Annotated in this window: 14 protein-coding genes; 4 read left to right on the forward strand and 10 right to left on the reverse strand. The window is 63.0% G+C overall.

From position 1 onward, the window contains the following. Positions 1–80: 80 nt before the first annotated feature. A complete protein-coding gene (gene dop, locus ACFT1A_RS05005; protein WP_378446056.1) occupies positions 81–1,580 on the reverse strand; it encodes a depupylase/deamidase Dop in 1,500 nt (499 codons plus the stop codon). A gap of 58 nt (positions 1,581–1,638) precedes the next feature. On the opposite strand from dop, the gene ACFT1A_RS05010 reads away from it, so the two are divergent. Continuing rightward, positions 1,639–2,196, forward strand: a complete 558-nt coding sequence (locus tag ACFT1A_RS05010) for an NUDIX domain-containing protein (RefSeq protein WP_378446057.1) — start codon at positions 1,639–1,641, stop codon at positions 2,194–2,196. A 50-nt stretch (positions 2,197–2,246) separates the two neighbouring features. On the opposite strand, the gene ACFT1A_RS05015 is transcribed toward ACFT1A_RS05010, so the two are convergent. Together ACFT1A_RS05015 and arc are read right to left on the reverse strand one after the other, a co-directional pair. Then, positions 2,247–2,924 (reverse strand): TIGR00266 family protein, encoded by a 678-nt coding sequence (locus tag ACFT1A_RS05015; RefSeq protein WP_230815672.1) that lies wholly within the window; start codon positions 2,922–2,924, stop codon positions 2,247–2,249. A 119-nt stretch (positions 2,925–3,043) separates the two neighbouring features. Then, positions 3,044–4,819, reverse strand: coding sequence for a proteasome ATPase (gene arc, locus ACFT1A_RS05020; RefSeq protein WP_003944870.1), 1,776 nt, complete (start codon positions 4,817–4,819; stop codon positions 3,044–3,046). A gap of 195 nt (positions 4,820–5,014) precedes the next feature. Here arc and ACFT1A_RS05025 point away from each other — a divergent pair, with 195 nt between their 5' ends. Further along, the gene (locus ACFT1A_RS05025) at positions 5,015–5,539 is read left to right on the forward strand and encodes a hypothetical protein (protein ID WP_214886669.1); all 525 of its coding nucleotides are present in this window, start codon (positions 5,015–5,017) and stop codon (positions 5,537–5,539) included. Positions 5,540–5,604: 65 nt separating this feature from the next. Here ACFT1A_RS05025 and ACFT1A_RS05030 read toward each other — a convergent pair whose 3' ends face one another. After that, positions 5,605–6,528 carry a tRNA (adenine-N1)-methyltransferase gene (locus ACFT1A_RS05030; RefSeq protein WP_378446127.1) on the reverse strand — a complete coding sequence of 308 codons (924 nt, stop codon included), beginning with the start codon at positions 6,526–6,528 and terminating at the stop codon, positions 5,605–5,607. A 138-nt stretch (positions 6,529–6,666) separates the two neighbouring features. Here ACFT1A_RS05030 and ACFT1A_RS05035 point away from each other — a divergent pair, with 138 nt between their 5' ends. Both ACFT1A_RS05035 and ACFT1A_RS05040 read left to right on the forward strand, forming a co-directional pair. After that, positions 6,667–7,557, forward strand: a complete 891-nt coding sequence (locus ACFT1A_RS05035; RefSeq protein WP_378446058.1) for a RecB family exonuclease — start codon at positions 6,667–6,669, stop codon at positions 7,555–7,557. Position 7,558: 1 nt separating this feature from the next. Continuing rightward, a complete protein-coding gene (locus ACFT1A_RS05040; RefSeq protein ID WP_378446059.1) occupies positions 7,559–8,368 on the forward strand; it encodes a thioesterase family protein in 810 nt (269 codons plus the stop codon). A 46-nt stretch (positions 8,369–8,414) separates the two neighbouring features. On the opposite strand, the gene hisG is transcribed toward ACFT1A_RS05040, so the two are convergent. The 6 genes from hisG to metH all read right to left on the reverse strand — a co-directional run bounded on the left by hisG (position 8,415) and on the right by metH (position 15,738). Next, positions 8,415–9,266, reverse strand: a complete 852-nt coding sequence (gene hisG / locus ACFT1A_RS05045; RefSeq protein ID WP_095970083.1) for an ATP phosphoribosyltransferase — start codon at positions 9,264–9,266, stop codon at positions 8,415–8,417. 97 nt (positions 9,267–9,363) lie between these two features. After that, positions 9,364–9,627 (reverse strand): phosphoribosyl-ATP diphosphatase, encoded by a 264-nt coding sequence (locus ACFT1A_RS05050; RefSeq protein ID WP_003944933.1) that lies wholly within the window; start codon positions 9,625–9,627, stop codon positions 9,364–9,366. A 59-nt stretch (positions 9,628–9,686) separates the two neighbouring features. Continuing rightward, complete coding sequence (locus ACFT1A_RS05055) at positions 9,687–10,547, reverse strand: pseudouridine synthase (RefSeq protein WP_378446128.1); 861 nt, start codon at positions 10,545–10,547, stop codon at positions 9,687–9,689. A 57-nt stretch (positions 10,548–10,604) separates the two neighbouring features. Further along, the gene (locus ACFT1A_RS05060) at positions 10,605–11,465 is read right to left on the reverse strand and encodes a rhodanese-related sulfurtransferase (protein ID WP_378446060.1); all 861 of its coding nucleotides are present in this window, start codon (positions 11,463–11,465) and stop codon (positions 10,605–10,607) included. 12 nt (positions 11,466–11,477) lie between these two features. Beyond that, the gene (locus tag ACFT1A_RS05065) at positions 11,478–12,176 is read right to left on the reverse strand and encodes an HAD family hydrolase (RefSeq protein ID WP_378446061.1); all 699 of its coding nucleotides are present in this window, start codon (positions 12,174–12,176) and stop codon (positions 11,478–11,480) included. Beyond that, positions 12,169–15,738, reverse strand: a complete 3,570-nt coding sequence (gene metH / locus ACFT1A_RS05070) for a methionine synthase (protein WP_378446062.1) — start codon at positions 15,736–15,738, stop codon at positions 12,169–12,171. The genes ACFT1A_RS05065 and metH overlap by 8 nt, the downstream gene beginning before the upstream one ends. Positions 15,739–15,817: the final 79 nt, after the last annotated feature.

Here is a 15,817-nt window from a genome sequence, read left to right on the forward strand (position 1 = left end):
TGATCCCGCTCGGACCTTCACCCTACCGAGCGGCACCGTCAGGTGTGGAGAGACGCGACGGCGAGCCGCATCGGCTGATTTCAGTGAGTGAGCTGATCAACCAATTCCGCGGCGCTGTCGACGGAGTCGAGCAACGCTCCGACGTGCGCTTTGGTGCCTCGAAGCGGCTCGAGGGTGGGGATTCGGATCAACGACTCGCCCCCGAGATCGAAGATGACCGAATCCCAGCTCGCAGCCGCAATATCGGCACCGAATCGACGTAGGCACTCGCCGCGAAAGTATGCGCGAGTGTCGGTGGGAGGGTTCATGACCGCGTCGAGAACCTGCTGTTCGGTGACAAGCCGCTCCATGGAGCCTCGAGCAACCAGGCGGTTGTACAGCCCCTTGTCGAGCCGCACGTCGGAGTACTGCAGATCCACCAGATGCAACCGCGGCGCCGACCACGCGAGTCCCTCACGATTGCGGAAACCTTCGAGCAGACGCAGTTTGGCCGGCCAGTCCAGGATGTGCGCGCACTCCATGGGATCGCGCTCGAGGAGGTCGAGAACCATCGCCCACTTGGCGACGATGTCGTCCGCTCGCGGATCACGATCGGTCTCACGGTCCAGGAACTTCGAGACACGCTCGAGGTAAATACGTTGCAGCGCAAGTCCTGTCAGTTCACGTCCGTCAGCCAGCGCCACGGTCTTGCGCAAAGTCGGGTCGTGGCTGATGTGGTGGACAGCGGTGACCGGACGTGCCAGTTGCAGATCGGTGAGGTCGACACCAGCCTCGATCAGGTCGAGTACCAGCGCCGTTGTTCCCACCTTGAGGTACGTCGACATCTCCGCGAGATTCGCGTCGCCGATGATGACGTGCAGCCGGCGGTACTTGTCCGCATCCGCGTGCGGTTCGTCGCGGGTGTTGATGATTCCGCGCTTGAGCGTGGTCTCGAGGCCTACCTCGACCTCGATGTAGTCCGATCGCTGCGAAAGCTGGAATCCGGCCTCGTCGCCGGACTGACCGAGACCCACACGACCGGAACCACAGATCACCTGCCGGGACGCGAAGAACGGCGTCAAGCCGGTCACGATCGAGGCGAACGGGGTGTCGCGCGAGCACAGGTAATTCTCGTGCGTGCCGTACGAGGCACCCTTGCCGTCGACGTTGTTCTTGTACAGCTGCAGCCGTGGCGCACCCGGCACGCTGGATGCGTGCCGCGCAGCAGCTTCCATCACTCGTTCGCCGGCCTTGTCCCAGATCACTGCGTCGAGCGGGTCGGCGACCTCGGGGGCCGAATACTCGGGATGGGCGTGATCGACGTACAACCGTGCCCCGTTGGTGAGAATCATGTTCGCGGCGCCGATCTCGTCCGCGTCGATCACCGGTGCGGGGCCGCTCATTCGCCCCAGATCGAAGCCTCGGGCGTCACGGAGCGGAGATTCGACCTCGTAGTCCCAGCGTGTGCGCTTGGCTCGTGGCACGCCTGCTGCGGCGGCGTAGGCAAGCACCGCCTGGGTTGAAGTGAGAATCGGATTCGCCGACGGCTCACTGGGTGAAGATATTCCGTATTCGACCTCGACACCGATGATCCGCTGCATGACACAAGAGCCTATGTGATTGAGGCGCGGCGCCTACAGGCGTGGCACAGTTGGAGGAATGCACCAACCTCTCACCGCAGACCTCAATCCCGCGGACGAGGTAGTCGCCGTGTACGACCGGACGGGTAATCCGATCGGCCGAGCGTCACGTTCCGTCGTCTACTCGGGCGGGCTCTGGCACGCGAGCGCAGGAGTCCTCGTTCGCACCGGGGACGGTTCGCGGATCTACGTCCATCGCCGAACCGACACGAAGGCAGTGTTCGGGGGCTATCACGACTGTCTTGCCGGAGGTGTCGTGGATCCAGGTGAGACGCCGCAGGAAACTGCGATCCGTGAAGTCGGTGAAGAGCTCGGAATATTCGGAACGGCAGATCAGCCACTCCAACTGACGGAGATCGCTCGAAAATCCTGGGACGGCGAGTGGAACAACTCTCCGCTGCGCTGTCACCTGTTTGCGTTCGAACTCAGGTACGACGGTCCGATGGCTCATCAGCCCAGCGAGATCGCCGAAGGTTGGTGGTGGACGCCGAAAGAACTCGGCGCCCACCTGCAAGACCCGTCATGGCCGTTCGTTCCGGACTCACGCGCTCTGCTGGCCGACTATTGCTGGAGTTGAACACCACTGGGGCTGAACAGCACTGGAGTTGAACACCACTGGGACGGTGATCAGCCCGGGGTGATCGCCGAGAGCCACGCCGCAAACGCACTGGGGTTGCGGGTCTGCGCGAGAACGCGTCCGGGGCCGGTGAAGTCGAAGACAAATCCTTCGCCGGACTTCATCGACTGAATGGTGCGTCCCTGAACGGCGCGCCGCATGTTGAAGTTCATTCCGAGGTCGTAGGCGACCACGTGACCGGTGTCGATCGTGATCGTCTCGCCCGGCTGCAAGTCGATGACGTCGATCGCGCCGTAGACGGCCAGCACTACCTCACCGTCGCCACTTGCCCGCAGGCCGAACCCGCCCTCACCGCCGAAGAGGTTGGACATGCCTCCCCATTTGGACTCGACCGTGACGCCGTAGGAGTTGGCCAACCAGGTTCCACGGTTGAGGAAGAACGGGCGATCGGACGTGATGGTCAGCGGGATCAGATCGCCGGGAAGAACGCCCGTCACATCGACCCAACCACCTTGCGGCGGAGCGGTATACGTCGTGACGAAAAACGATTCTCCACTGAGCATCGACCGCTTGAGGCCTTGCAGGACGCCGCCCTGCGCCTTCGCTTCGAGAACCACGCCGGCAGAATGCGCGAGCATTGCCCCGCTCTCCACGCGCAGCGGTTCGCCGGGCGCGAGGTAGCAGCGAGCGACTGTGGACGACGGATTGTGTCGAAGATGTATCTGCACGGCGGGACTCTAAACCAGCGCGACCGACCGGTCCAATCGCAACGGAGGGAACAGCAGCGACGCACCGATCGGGCCGACGACTCTCGAGGAGTGGCCGGCCCGATCGGTGTTGGTTTTCGCTACAGGTACTGGCCCGTGTTCGACTCCGTGTCGATCGCGCGGCTTGCACTGGCGTTCTTGCCCGTGACGAGAGTGCGGATGTAGACGATCCGCTCCCCCTTCTTGCCCGAAATACGTGCCCAGTCATCAGGATTGGTGGTGTTGGGCAGATCCTCGTTCTCGGCGAACTCGTCGACGATGGAATCGAAGAGGTGCTGCACACGCAAGCCCGGAGCACCGGTGTCGAGCACCGACTTGATCGCGTACTTCTTGGCGCGGTCGACGATGTTCTGGATCATCGCACCCGAGTTGAAGTCCTTGAAGAACAGAACTTCCTTGTCACCGTTGGCGTACGTGACCTCGAGGAAACGATTCTCTTCGCTCTCCGCGTACATGCGATCGACGACGCGAACGATCATCGCCTTCAAGCATGCAGTGCGATCTCCACCGAACTCGGCTAGGTCGTCCGCATTGATCGGCAGACCGTCCACCAGGTACTTCGAGAAGATGTCCTGAGCAGATTCCGCGTCGGGGCGCTCGATCTTGATCTTCACGTCCAGTCGGCCCGGACGCAGGATGGCCGGGTCGATCATGTCCTCACGGTTGGACGCACCGATGACGATGACGTTCTCGAGCCCTTCCACGCCGTCGATCTCGCTGAGCAACTGCGGAACGACCGTAGTCTCCACGTCGGAGGAGACTCCCGAACCACGGGTACGGAAGATCGAGTCCATCTCGTCGAAGAAGACGATCACCGGAGTACCCTCGGACGCCTTCTCGCGAGCACGCTGGAAGATCATCCGAATGTGACGCTCGGTTTCGCCGACGAACTTGTTCAGAAGTTCCGGGCCTTTGATGTTCAGGAAGTAGGACTTGGCGTCTTTGCTGTCCTGACCGCGGGCTTCGGCGATCTTCTTGGCCAACGAGTTGGCGACTGCCTTGGCGATGAGCGTCTTACCGCAACCGGGAGGACCGTAGAGCAGTACTCCCTTCGGCGGTCGCAGCGAGTACTCGTGAAACAGGTCCTTGTGCAGGAACGGAAGCTCGACGGCGTCACGGATCTGCTCGATCTGACGACCGAGACCGCCGATGTCGTCGTAGTGAACATCCGGAACTTCCTCGAGAACCAGATCCTCGACCTCGGCCTTCGGGATGCGCTCGAAGGCGTATCCGGCCTTGGTGTCGACGAGCAACGAGTCGCCGGGACGCAGTTTTCTGGTCGGAGAATCAGCGTCGTACGCGATGATGTCGGCTTCGGGATCGGCGAAGACGGCCGCCAACGGTGCTGCGAGCCAGACGATGCGCTCTTCGTCGGCATGCCCGACCACCAGCGCGCGCAGTCCGTCGTCGAGTACCTCACGGAGCGTGCTGATCTCGCCGACCTGCTCGTAGGTGCCCGCCTCGACGATGGTGAGTGCCTCGTTGAGGCGAACCGTCTGTCCGAGGGCAAGGGTGTCCGTGTCGATGTTCGGTGAGCACGTCAATCGCATCTTGCGACCGGACGTGAACACATCGACGGTCTTGTCCTCGTGTACCGAGAGAAGAACTCCGTAACCGCTCGGCGGCTGACCGAGTCTGTCGACTTCTTCACGAAGTGCGATGAGCTGCTGACGGGCCTCCTTGAGGGTGTCCATCAGCTTGCTGTTTCGGATGGACAGCGAGTCCACCTTCGACTCCAGCTCACGCACCTGCTCCGGCGATTGTGCGAGTTGTCGGCGCAGTACCTGTGCTTCCACTCGTAGCGCGTGGAGTTCTTCTGCTGCCGCAACCGAATCCGGGTTCTCTGTCGAGCTCATGTGCGTCTCCTCCCAGTGCGATCCATCAACGCTACCGGCATAAGGCCCCAACTGTCGCCAGACACGGTGCGCGAGTGCGAATTCACACCCGCACGGGGACCGTGCCGACTGGTCTCGAGCCAGAATTTGGTCATGTTAGCCTTGCCTACAAGATGGAGACAGCGCCTGTCTCTCTTTACAACGAAAGGTAACGCTGTGATCATCCGCAAGACTCTCATCAGCGCTTGTGCCGTCGCTGCCGTCCTGACCATGGGTGCATGCAGCTCGGACGACAACAAGGATTCGACGGCTGCCAGCTCGACTTCCGCCGCCGCCTCGAGCACCACGGCCAAGTCCTCGGCTTCCGCCACGACGTCAGCTGCCGCTGCCGCAGCGGCTCCGACGGCCGAGGAGCTCAACGCTTCGCTGGTCGCTCTGATCGATCCGGCCAAGCCGATCGAGGAGAAGACCGCTCTGGTGGTCGACGGAACGAAGCGTCAGGCCAACATCGAGACGATGAGTGCTGCGCTGGGCGGTAACCCGGCCTACGCGATCACGTTCAACGTGGACAACGTCAAGGTCGACGGTCAGACCGCAACTGCAGACGTCGCCGTCGTCAGCCCGCACGGCGCCGCACCGGCCACCCCGTGGACCTGGGAGCTCGAAGACGGATCCTGGAAGCTGTCCGATACCTCGGCTTGCGTGCTCCTGGAAATGGGCCGCGCTTCCTGCACCGCATAAGTTTCAGGCAACACGAAGAGCGGCGATCCGGATACCGGATCGCCGCTCTTGTTGTTTTCCAGTGACTACTTGGCTGCGGTATTCGAGCCCTTGCCCGCACGCCGCTGGGGCTTCGGGGTGACAGTTCCTTCGGCCAGACGACGAGCGCTCACGAGGAACGCGGTGTGACCCTGCATCCGGTGCTCGGGGCGCACCGCCAAACCGACGACGTGCCAACCGCGCACGATCGATTCCCACGACCGGGGCTCGGTCCAGCATTCCTGCTCGCGCATCGCCTCGACGACCTTCGAGAGCTGAGTAACGGTCGCGACGTAGACGATCAGAACGCCGCCAGGCACGAGCGCCTTCGAGACGGCGGGCAGGACGTCCCACGGAGCCAGCATGTCGAGTACGACGCGATCGACCTTGCCGCCGTGCGCTTCCGGATCGAACTCCGCGAGATCGGCGATGGTCAGTTCCCAGTTCGGGGGACGCTCCCCGAAGAAGGTCTCGACGTTGCGGACCGCGTGTTCGGCGTGATCGTCGCGGACCTCGTAGGAGATGACCTTGCCCTCGGGGCCGACAGCACGCAGCAGGGAACACGTCAGTGCGCCGGAGCCGGCTCCTGCTTCGAGCACGCGCGCTCCGGGGAACACGTCGCCCTCGTGGACGATCTGAGCCGCGTCCTTCGGGTAGATGACCTGGGCACCGCGCGGCATGGAGAGCACGTAGTCCACCAGTAGTGGACGCAGAGCGAGGTAAGGCGTGCCGTTGACCGACTTGACGACGCTGCCCTCGTCGGCACCGATCAGGTCGTTGTGAACGATTCCGCCCTTGTGGGTGTGGTACTCACGATTCGCCTCGAGGACGATCGTGTAGTGGCGTCCCTTGCCGTCGGTCAGCTGGACGCGATCGCCGACGCGGAACGGTCCCGACGGCCGCTTACCCGGCGCGGTGAGATCAGCGTCTGGAAGCTCTGGTTCGGGAATCTCGGCGACAGCGGACTGCACAACCTCATCCACTTCGGTCGTGACTTCTTCTGGTTGCAGCTCGTTCGCCATGCGCAGATGATCCCTGTTCGCTTGTTTCCGGTGTCCTCGCCACCGGCTCCGACGGAGTTGTCGGACCAACCGCATAGCCTGCCAGGTGTGAGCTCTGTCGAATTGCCAACCCCCACTCCAACGGGTGCCACATCACACGAGCGCCCGCGTAGTCGGCCGGCGCTCTCTCCGTCTCGGGCGGGTGACTACAAACAATGCCCCCTGCTCTATCGGTTTCGAGCGGTCGACAGAATTCCGGAAACACCCACCAGAGCGCAGGTCAGAGGCACCGTCGTACACGCGGCACTGGAAGCGCTGTTTGCGCTCCCGACCGGTCACCGGGTTCCCGATCGCGCAGCCGAACTCGTCCGGCCCGCGTGGGAACGTGTCAGTGCCGAGTCTCCCGAGGCCGCCGATCTGATTCCGGACGACGAGCTGGACGCGTTTCTCGGTGAAGTCGGCAAGCTCGTCGCGACCTACTACACGCTCGAAGATCCCACTCGATTCGATGCCGAGGCATGCGAGGTGTACGTCGAGACCGAATTGGACAACGGCGTTCGACTCCGCGGTTTCGTCGACCGGATAGACGTTGCACCGACGGGCGAGGTGCGGGTGGTCGACTACAAGACCGGGAAGGCTCCTCGTGAGTTCACCGAGTCCAAAGCGCTCTTCCAGATGAAGTTCTACGCGCTCGTACTGCTGCGCACTCGCGGAATCGTTCCCGCGCAACTGCGCCTGATCTACCTGGCCTCCGGCTCGATTCTCACGTACGCCCCGGACCACGACGAGCTGATCAGATTCGAACGAACCCTCTCCGCCATTTGGAAGGCGATCCTCGCAGCAGGTGCGACCGGAGACTTCAGACCCAAGCCTGGCAAACTGTGCGACTGGTGCGATCACAAGTCACTGTGCCCCTCGTTCGGCGGAACACCACCGCCGTATCCAGGTTGGCCGGATCTGTTGAGCGCCGAACCTGTTGTCGCAAAGGAGAATTCATAACATGACGGACAGTTCGTACTACCGCTACCTCGGAACGACGGAGGAAGGGCACGAGCGGTTCGCGAGCACGCAGGCAACTGTCAGCATCTGGGGCCCGACGCTGCAGCACGGCGCTCCCCCGTCGGCGCTGTTGGTACGAGCCCTCGAGCGGTGCGGTGCGCGCGACGAGACCCGTCTGACGCGTGTCGTCGTCGAGATTCTCGGACCGATTCCGATCGCCGACCTCGAAGTCCGGTCCTGGATCGAACGACCCGGTCGCCGTATCGAATTGATCGTCGCCGAACTGTGGGCGACCACCACCGACGGATCTGCACGCGCTGTTGCACGAGGGACGGCATGGCGGATGGAGACAGTGGATACCGGTGACGTCGTCCACGTTGTCGATCCCCCGCTCGAACCCCGCGACAGTGGAACCCCGGGCGTTCTCGAGGGTCTCTGGAGCGTCGGCTACCTCAAGACCCTCGACTGGTCCTGGATTGCTCCGATCGGGTGCGTGGGCACCGGAAAGGTGTGGGCACGCCCCAAGCCCGAACTGGTCGAGGGCGAGAAGATGTCTGCCCTCGAGCGCTTGTTCGCGGTGGCCGACATCTCCAACGGCGTCGGCGCCAAGCTCGACCCGGAGCACTGGACGTTCCTCAACACCGATCTCACGGTGCATATCTTCCGCGTGCCCGAGGGCGACTGGGTCGGTGTCGCCGCCGAAACCACAACCGGTCCGGACGGCGTCGGCATGTGTGCGGGTGTGCTCTACGACGAGCAGGGTGCCGTGGGCCGTATCGCCCAGACTTTGCAGATTCGCGCCCGTCCCTGACTTCCAGGAACGGGCGCGAATGCGCGTAGATCTATTCAGGCAGTGATCAGAAAGCGCGTACCGAGCGGATGTTCGACGCGAGGATGGCCTTGGCACCGAGTTCGGCCAAGGCATCCATCACCTGGTTGTGTCCCTTGATCGGGACCATCGCGCGAACCGCGACCCAGTCAGGATCGGCCAACGGTGAGAGCGTCGGCGACTCCATACCGGGGGTCATCTTGATGGCGTCGTCGAGGATGGTGCGCGGGCAGTCGTAGTCGATCATCAGGTTCTGCTGAGCGAAGACGATTCCGCGTACGCGTTCGATGAGCTGGTTGCGGGCGGGATCGTCCTGCGGAGCGCCGGTGCGCTCGATCAGGACACCCTCGGAATCGCAGAGCGATTCGCCGAAAGCCACGAGGTTGTGTTGACGGAGAGTGCGACCCGATCCGACCACGTCGGCGATCGCGTCGGCGACACCGAGCTGAATCGAGATCTCCACGGCGCCGTCGAGACGGATGACGGTGGCGTCGAGTCCGCGATCTGTGAGGTCCTTGCGGACGAGGTTCGGGTACGACGTCGCAATACGAAGGCCGGACAGATCCTCGACCGTCCAATCCTTGCCGGCCGGTGCTGCGTAGCGGAACGACGAACGGCCGAAGCCCAGCGACAGACGCTCGGACACGGGAGCTCCCGAGTCGCCGGCGAGGTCGCGACCGGTGATGCCGAGATCCAGTTCACCGGAGCCGACATAGATCGCAATGTCCTTGGGGCGCAGGAAGAAGAACTCGACCTGATTGGCAGGATCGAGGACCGTCAGATCACGGGAATCGGTGCGTCGACGGTAGCCCGCCTCGCTGAGAATCTCGGCGGCTGACTCGGACAGTGAGCCTTTGTTGGGAACTGCTACGCGCAGCATGGTGGATGTCCTTTCGGAAGGTGTGGTTGACGTGAGACGACGTGAATCGGAAGCCCTGGACGAGCGAAATGGCGAACATCTCGCTGGTCAGCTCCGATCACAGATGTCGGTACACGTCCTCGAGGGTCAGTCCGCGACCGACCATCAACACCTGCGTCCAGTACAGCAGCTGGGAAATTTCCTCGGCTAGCTGCTCATCGCTCTGGTATTCCGCAGCGATCCACACTTCACCGGCTTCCTCGATGACCTTTTTGCCCTGCGCATGCACACCGGCGTCGAGGGCGGCGACAGTGCCGGACCCCTCGGGGCGAGTAGCAGCACGCTCGGTCAATTCGGCGAACAAGGATTCGAAGGTCTTCACGGGTAGACATTCTTTCACGAGGACGGAAGCGGTTTTCACACGCCCACGAACAGCGGTGTTCACAGCCCTGCGTCGAGGCTGCGCGAACTGACGAACCTGCGGGTCTGCCCGGTGATCGGATCCGGGTACTCCAGCGCCCGCGCCAACAATCGCAACGGCGTGGAGAAGTCGCCGGGCACCGCGGGGAGGTACTGGGGGTAGTAATTGTCGCCGACGATCGGGATACCGAGAGAGTTCAGATGCAGGCGAAGCTGATGGGTCCGGCCGGTCCGTGGGAGCAACTTGTATCGCCCAAGTGTCCGGCCGACAGAGTCGGTGATCACCTCGATCAGTTCGATCGAGGTCTCACTGTTCGGCTCACCCGCGATCTCGGTGGCCGTCATCTCGCCGTGAACCTTGTTGATGCGACTGCGCACTGTGCGCGGGAAAGTCAGTTCCGGATCGAAGCCTGCAATCGCCTCGTATTCCTTGACGATCCGCTGCTCGGCAAAAAGTTCCTGGTACGGCCGTCGTAGGTCCGGTGTCATGGTGAACACGATGACCCCCGCCGTCATCCGGTCGAGGCGGTGAACTGGCGCAAGATCCGGAAGATCCAGGTCGCGACGCAGTCGCACGACCGCGCTTTCGACAATGTGTGCTCCCCGCGGAATGGTCGCCAGGAAGTGTGGTTTGTCGATCACGAGAATCAAGTCGTCGCGGTACAGGATCTCGATCTCGTGCGGGACCGGAATCTCGGGAGCTGGTTCGCGGTAGAAGTACACGAAACGGGTCGGCGGATAAGGCGTTTCGCCGGTGATCTTGCGCCCGTGCTCGTCGACGACATCCCCGGCGTTCACGAGGTCCGCCCACAGATCCCGCTCCCCCGGATTTTCGGCGATCAGGTGCTCGAGAACGGTACGCGCGGACGACTCGGCCGGCATCCGCAGCCGATCCGGCCCGAGACCGTTTCGGATCGGCAACGGAGCCTTGGGCACTGCTCAGTCCTGCTCGAGGTCTGGTGAACAGCTTTCGCAGAGCAATTCGAGGGTGCGACCGTCACCGTCGATCCGATTGCGGAACCGCGGCGTCGGAGTACCGCAATCGACACAGACGCCGAGCGTCTTGGCTTCGGATGAGAACTCGATGTTCATCCGCTTGTCGAACACGTACAAGGAACCGTCCCAGAGACCGCGGTCGCCGAAAGTTTCGCCGTAACGGACGATTCCGCCGTCCAACTGGTAGACCTCGTCGAAGCCACGTGAGCGCATCAGTGAAGACAACACCTCGCAGCGCACTCCCCCGGTGCAGTAGGTGACCACGGCTTTGCCCTTGAGATGGTCGTACTTGCCGCTGTCGAGTTCGTCGACGAAATCGCGAGTGGTGGCCACGTCCGGAACCACTGCATCTCGGAAACGGCCGATCTCGGCTTCGAACGCATTGCGCCCGTCGAAGAACACGACCTCGTCACCGCGACTGTCGACGAGTTCGTGTAGTTCTTTGGGCGCCAGGTGAACTCCGCCGCCGACTACACCGTTCTCGTCGACCTTCAGCTCGTCGGGGGCACCGAACGTCACGATCTCCGACCGAGCCTTGACGCTCAGGCGAGGGAAATCGTCGCCGAGTCCGTCCGACCACTTGATGTCAGCGGTGCGGAACGGCTCGTAGCCACGCGTACCTCGGACGTATCGCTTGACATCCTCGATGTCTCCGCCGACCGTCGCATTGATCCCGTGAGGCGAGACGATGATCCGACCCGTCAAGTTGTTCGACTCCGCGAGGCTGTGCTGCCACAGCTTGATCGCTTCCGGGTCCGCCAAGGGCGTGAACTGGTAGAAGAGAACAATTTTCGGAATAGCCACAGCAAATCCAGCCTAACGTGCCGCGCTCGAGTGAACGTCGTGAAGATCGTGAATGGACAAGTCCACCAGGGACTCTCGGAACACGCGGCCAGGACCGCCCAGGACGTCGACCTCACACGGAACGACGAGCACCGCGCAACCCGCGGCGCTAGCCGACGCCGTACCGGTCGGTGAGTCCTCGATCGCGAGGCACTGCGCCGGCTCGAGTCCGAGCAGATGCGCGCCGCGCAGGTACGGATCCGCTGCCGGTTTCCCGTTGGGGACCTCGTCGCCGCACACCGAGTGGTCGAAGAACTCACGGCCGAGCATGCCGAGTGCCCGATCGACCAGAACTCGCTCGGTGTTGGTGACCAGTGCAGAACGCAGTCCGCCGTCACGCACGGTCGACAGAGCATCGCGAGCGCCCGGTCGCCAGGTCACGCCGTCCTCGAACAGATCGCCGACGCGGGTGTACATCCAGTCCTTCGCCTCGGCGATGGCATCGGGATGCTTCTCCAGGCCGAGCGCGTCGAACACCGTCGCCAGGGCGAAGGGGCTCGACGCACCGATGACGGCGATGCGAGTCGCTTCCGTCATCGGTCCGCCCAGGCGTAGGGACAGCTCACGTAGCGCGATGTCCCACAGCTTCTCCGAATCGAGCAGGGTGCCGTCCATGTCCCACAGGACACCACCGAGGGTCGTTTCGGATACTTCTGTCAACAACTCAGACATTGAAATACTTTGCTTCCGGGTGGTGCAGGACAAAAGCGTCAGTGGACTGCTCGGGATGCAGCTGCAGTTCCTCGGACAGTTCGACGCCGATCCGCTCGGGTTCGAGCAAAGCAACCAACTTGGCACGATCCTCGAGGTCCGGGCACGCACCGTATCCGAACGAGTAACGAGCGCCGCGGTACTCGAGATCGAAGTACCCGGCAACCTCGGTCGGATCCTGCTCCGCGACGGTGTGGCCCTCGGGAAGCACAAGCTCTTCACGGACGCGTCGATGCCAGTACTCGGCCAGAGATTCCGTGAGTTGGACGCCGATTCCGTGTACTTCGAGGTAATCGCGGTACGAGTTCGACGCGAACAACTCGTTGGCGAAGTCCGCGATCGGCTGACCCATCGTCACCAGTTGGAACGGAAGCACGTCGACCTGGCCGGTGGCTTCGGCGTCCTTGCGCGAGCGGACGAAGTCCGCGATGCACAGGAAGCGGTCGCGGTGCTGACGCGGGTAGGTGAACCGGAACCGTTCGGGTGCATCCGGTTTCGGCTCGGTGAGCACGATGACGTCGTCGCCCTCCGAGATCGCCGGGAAGTACCCGTACACAACCGCGGCGTGCGCGAGGATGCCCTCGGACGTCAGGCGATCGAGCCAGTATCGAAGCCTCGGACGGCCTTCCGACTCGACCAGTTCCTCGTACGTCGGACCGTCGCCCTTGCGCTGACCGCGAAGACCCCACTGGCCGAGGAAGAGAGCGCGCTCGTCGAGCAGGCCCGAGTACTCGGACAGCGAGATTCCCTTGACGATGCGCGAACCCCAGAACGGAGGTGTCGGCACCGCAATGTCGGTGGCAACGTCGGAACGCTCCGGCAGGATGACGGGAACCGCTGCAGCCTTACGCTTTTCGGCGATTCGCTTGGAACGCTCGTGACGGGCTTTACGCTCGGCCGCCTTCTCACGCGCTGCGATGGCCTCCGGGCTGTCCGGCGCTGGGCCGCCACCACGCTTGGTCGTCATGATCTGGTCCATCAAGTTCAGACCCTCGAAAGCGTCGCGGGCGTAGCTGACATCGCCCTCGTACACCTCCTGCAGATCGTTCTCGACGTACGAGCGCGTCAGCGCCGCACCGCCGAGCAGAACCGGGAACTTCTCGGCGACACCGCGTGCGTTGAGTTCCTGCAGATTCTCCTTCATCACGACAGTGGACTTCACGAGCAGTCCGGACATGCCGATTACGTCGGCCTTTTTGTCCAACGCGACGTCGAGGATGGTCGCGATCGGCTGCTTGATGCCGATGTTGACTACCTCGTAGCCGTTGTTGCTCAAGATGATGTCGACCAGGTTCTTGCCGATGTCGTGAACGTCGCCCTTGACGGTCGCGATCACGATACGGCCCTTGCCGTCCTCGTCGGTGGCTTCCATGTGCGGTTCGAGGAAAGCAACCGCAGCCTTCATGACCTCGGCCGACTGCAACACGAACGGCAGCTGCATCTGACCGGAGCCGAACAGCTCACCGACGGTCTTCATGCCGGACAGCAAAGTCTCGTTGATGATGGCCAGCGGCGGCTTGATCGTCATCGCCTCGGTGAGGTCGTCGTCGAGGCCGTTGCGCTCACCGTCGACGATGCGACGCTCGAGGCGATCGAACAGCGGAAGTCCCGCGAGTTCCTGTGCGCGGGACTCACGCGCCGATGCAGCCGAAACGCCCTCGAAGAGAGCCATCAGCTTCTGCAGTGGGTCGTAACCCTCGCGACGACGGTCGTAGACCAGGTCGAGTGCGGTTTCACGCTGCTCGTCCGGAATGCGGGCCATCGGCAGAATCTTGGACGCGTGAACGATCGCCGTGTCCAGACCGGCCTCGGTGCACTCGTGCAGGAACACCGAGTTGAGGACCTGACGTGCGGCCGGGTTCAAACCGAACGAAATGTTGGAGATACCCAGGGTGAAGTGCAGTTCCGGGTAGGCGGCCTTGAGCTGACGGATAGCTTCGATGGTCTCGATGCCGTCGCGTCGAACCTCTTCCTGACCGGTCGAGATGGGGAAGGTCAACGCGTCGACGATGATGTCGGACTCGGCGAGTCCCCAGTTGCCCGTGATGTCCTCGATCAGACGCTTGGCGATGGCAACCTTGGTCTCGGCGGTGCGAGCCTGGCCTTCTTCGTCGATGGTCAGGGCGACAACGGCCGCGCCGTGTTCCTTGACCAGCGTCATGATCTTGTGGAAACGCGATTCCGGGCCGGCGCCGTCTTCGTAGTTGACGGAGTTGACGGCGCAGCGGCCACCGAGGTGCTCGAGACCGGCCTGCAGCACGGCAGGCTCGGTGGAGTCGAGCATGATCGGGAGCGTCGAGGACGTCGCCAAACGGCTTGCCAGTTCTGACATGTCGGCGGCACCGTCGCGGCCCACGTAGTCGACGTTGAGGTCGAGCATGTGTGCGCCGTCGCGGGTCTGGTCCTTGGCGATGTCCAGGCACTTCTGGTAGTCCGCGGAGAGCATTGCCTCGCGGAAAGCCTTGGAGCCGTTGGAGTTCGTGCGTTCGCCGATCATCAGGATGCTGGCGTCCTGCTCGAACGGCACCGCGGAGTACAGCGAAGAGGTGCTCGGCTCGTGGATCGGAGTGCGCTGGGCCTTCTCGACCTGGCGGACCGCCTCGGCCACCGCGCTGATGTGCTCCGGTGTCGTTCCGCAGCAGCCACCGACGAGACCGAGTCCGAACTCGGAGACGAAACCACTGAGGGCTTCGGCCAATTCGTCGGCGGTCAGCGGGTACTCGGCGCCCTTGGGGCCGAGTTGCGGCAGGCCGGCATTGGGCATGACCGACACCGGCAGCGTCGAGTACTTGGAGAGATGTCGGAGATGTTCACTCATCTCGGCCGGCCCGGTGGCGCAGTTCAGGCCGATCATGTCGATACCGAGCGGCTCGAGTGCCGTCAGCGCCGCACCGATCTCACTGCCCAGGAGCATCGTTCCGGTTGTCTCGACCGTCACGTGCGTGATGATCGGCAACCGCAGTCCGAGTTGCTCCATCGCGCGCTGGCTGCCGAGGATTGCAGCTTTCACCTGAAGCAGGTCCTGGCAGGTTTCGACGAGGATGGCGTCGGCGCCACCGTCGATCATGCCGAGCGCAGCTTCGGTGTACGCGTCACGAAGGACTGCGTACGGTGCGTGTCCGAGACTGGGAAGCTTGGTTCCCGGCCCCATCGAGCCGAGTACGAATCGGGCCATTCCGTCGCGGCCGGGTCCCATCTCGTCCGCCACTTCGCGGGCGAGAGCAGTGCCTTTTTCCGAGAGTTCGCGGATCCGGTGAGAGATGTCGTAGTCGGCGAGGTTGGGCAGGTTGCAACCGAAGGTGTTGGTCTCGACGGCATCGGCACCAGCGGCGAAGTACGCACGGTGGATGTCTTTGAGCACGTCGGGACGGGTGTCGTTGAGGATCTCATTGCACCCCTCGAGGCCGAGGAAGTCGTCCAGGGTGAGCTCCGCGGCCTGCAACATGGTGCCCATCGCTCCGTCGCCGATGACAACGCGCTGTTTCAGCGCATCAAGCAGGGCAGAGTTAAATGGGGCAGACATGCCGTCCAGAGTAGTGGGCGCACCGACAAGCTCTGGCCGTAGGCTGGGTGGGTGAGTCCAAGTGAGTTCCCCGTCACTC

It is taken from the genome of Rhodococcus sp. NPDC057135 (assembly GCF_042670865.1).
In the GTDB taxonomy this organism is placed as follows: Bacteria; Actinomycetota; Actinomycetes; order Mycobacteriales; family Mycobacteriaceae; genus Rhodococcus_F.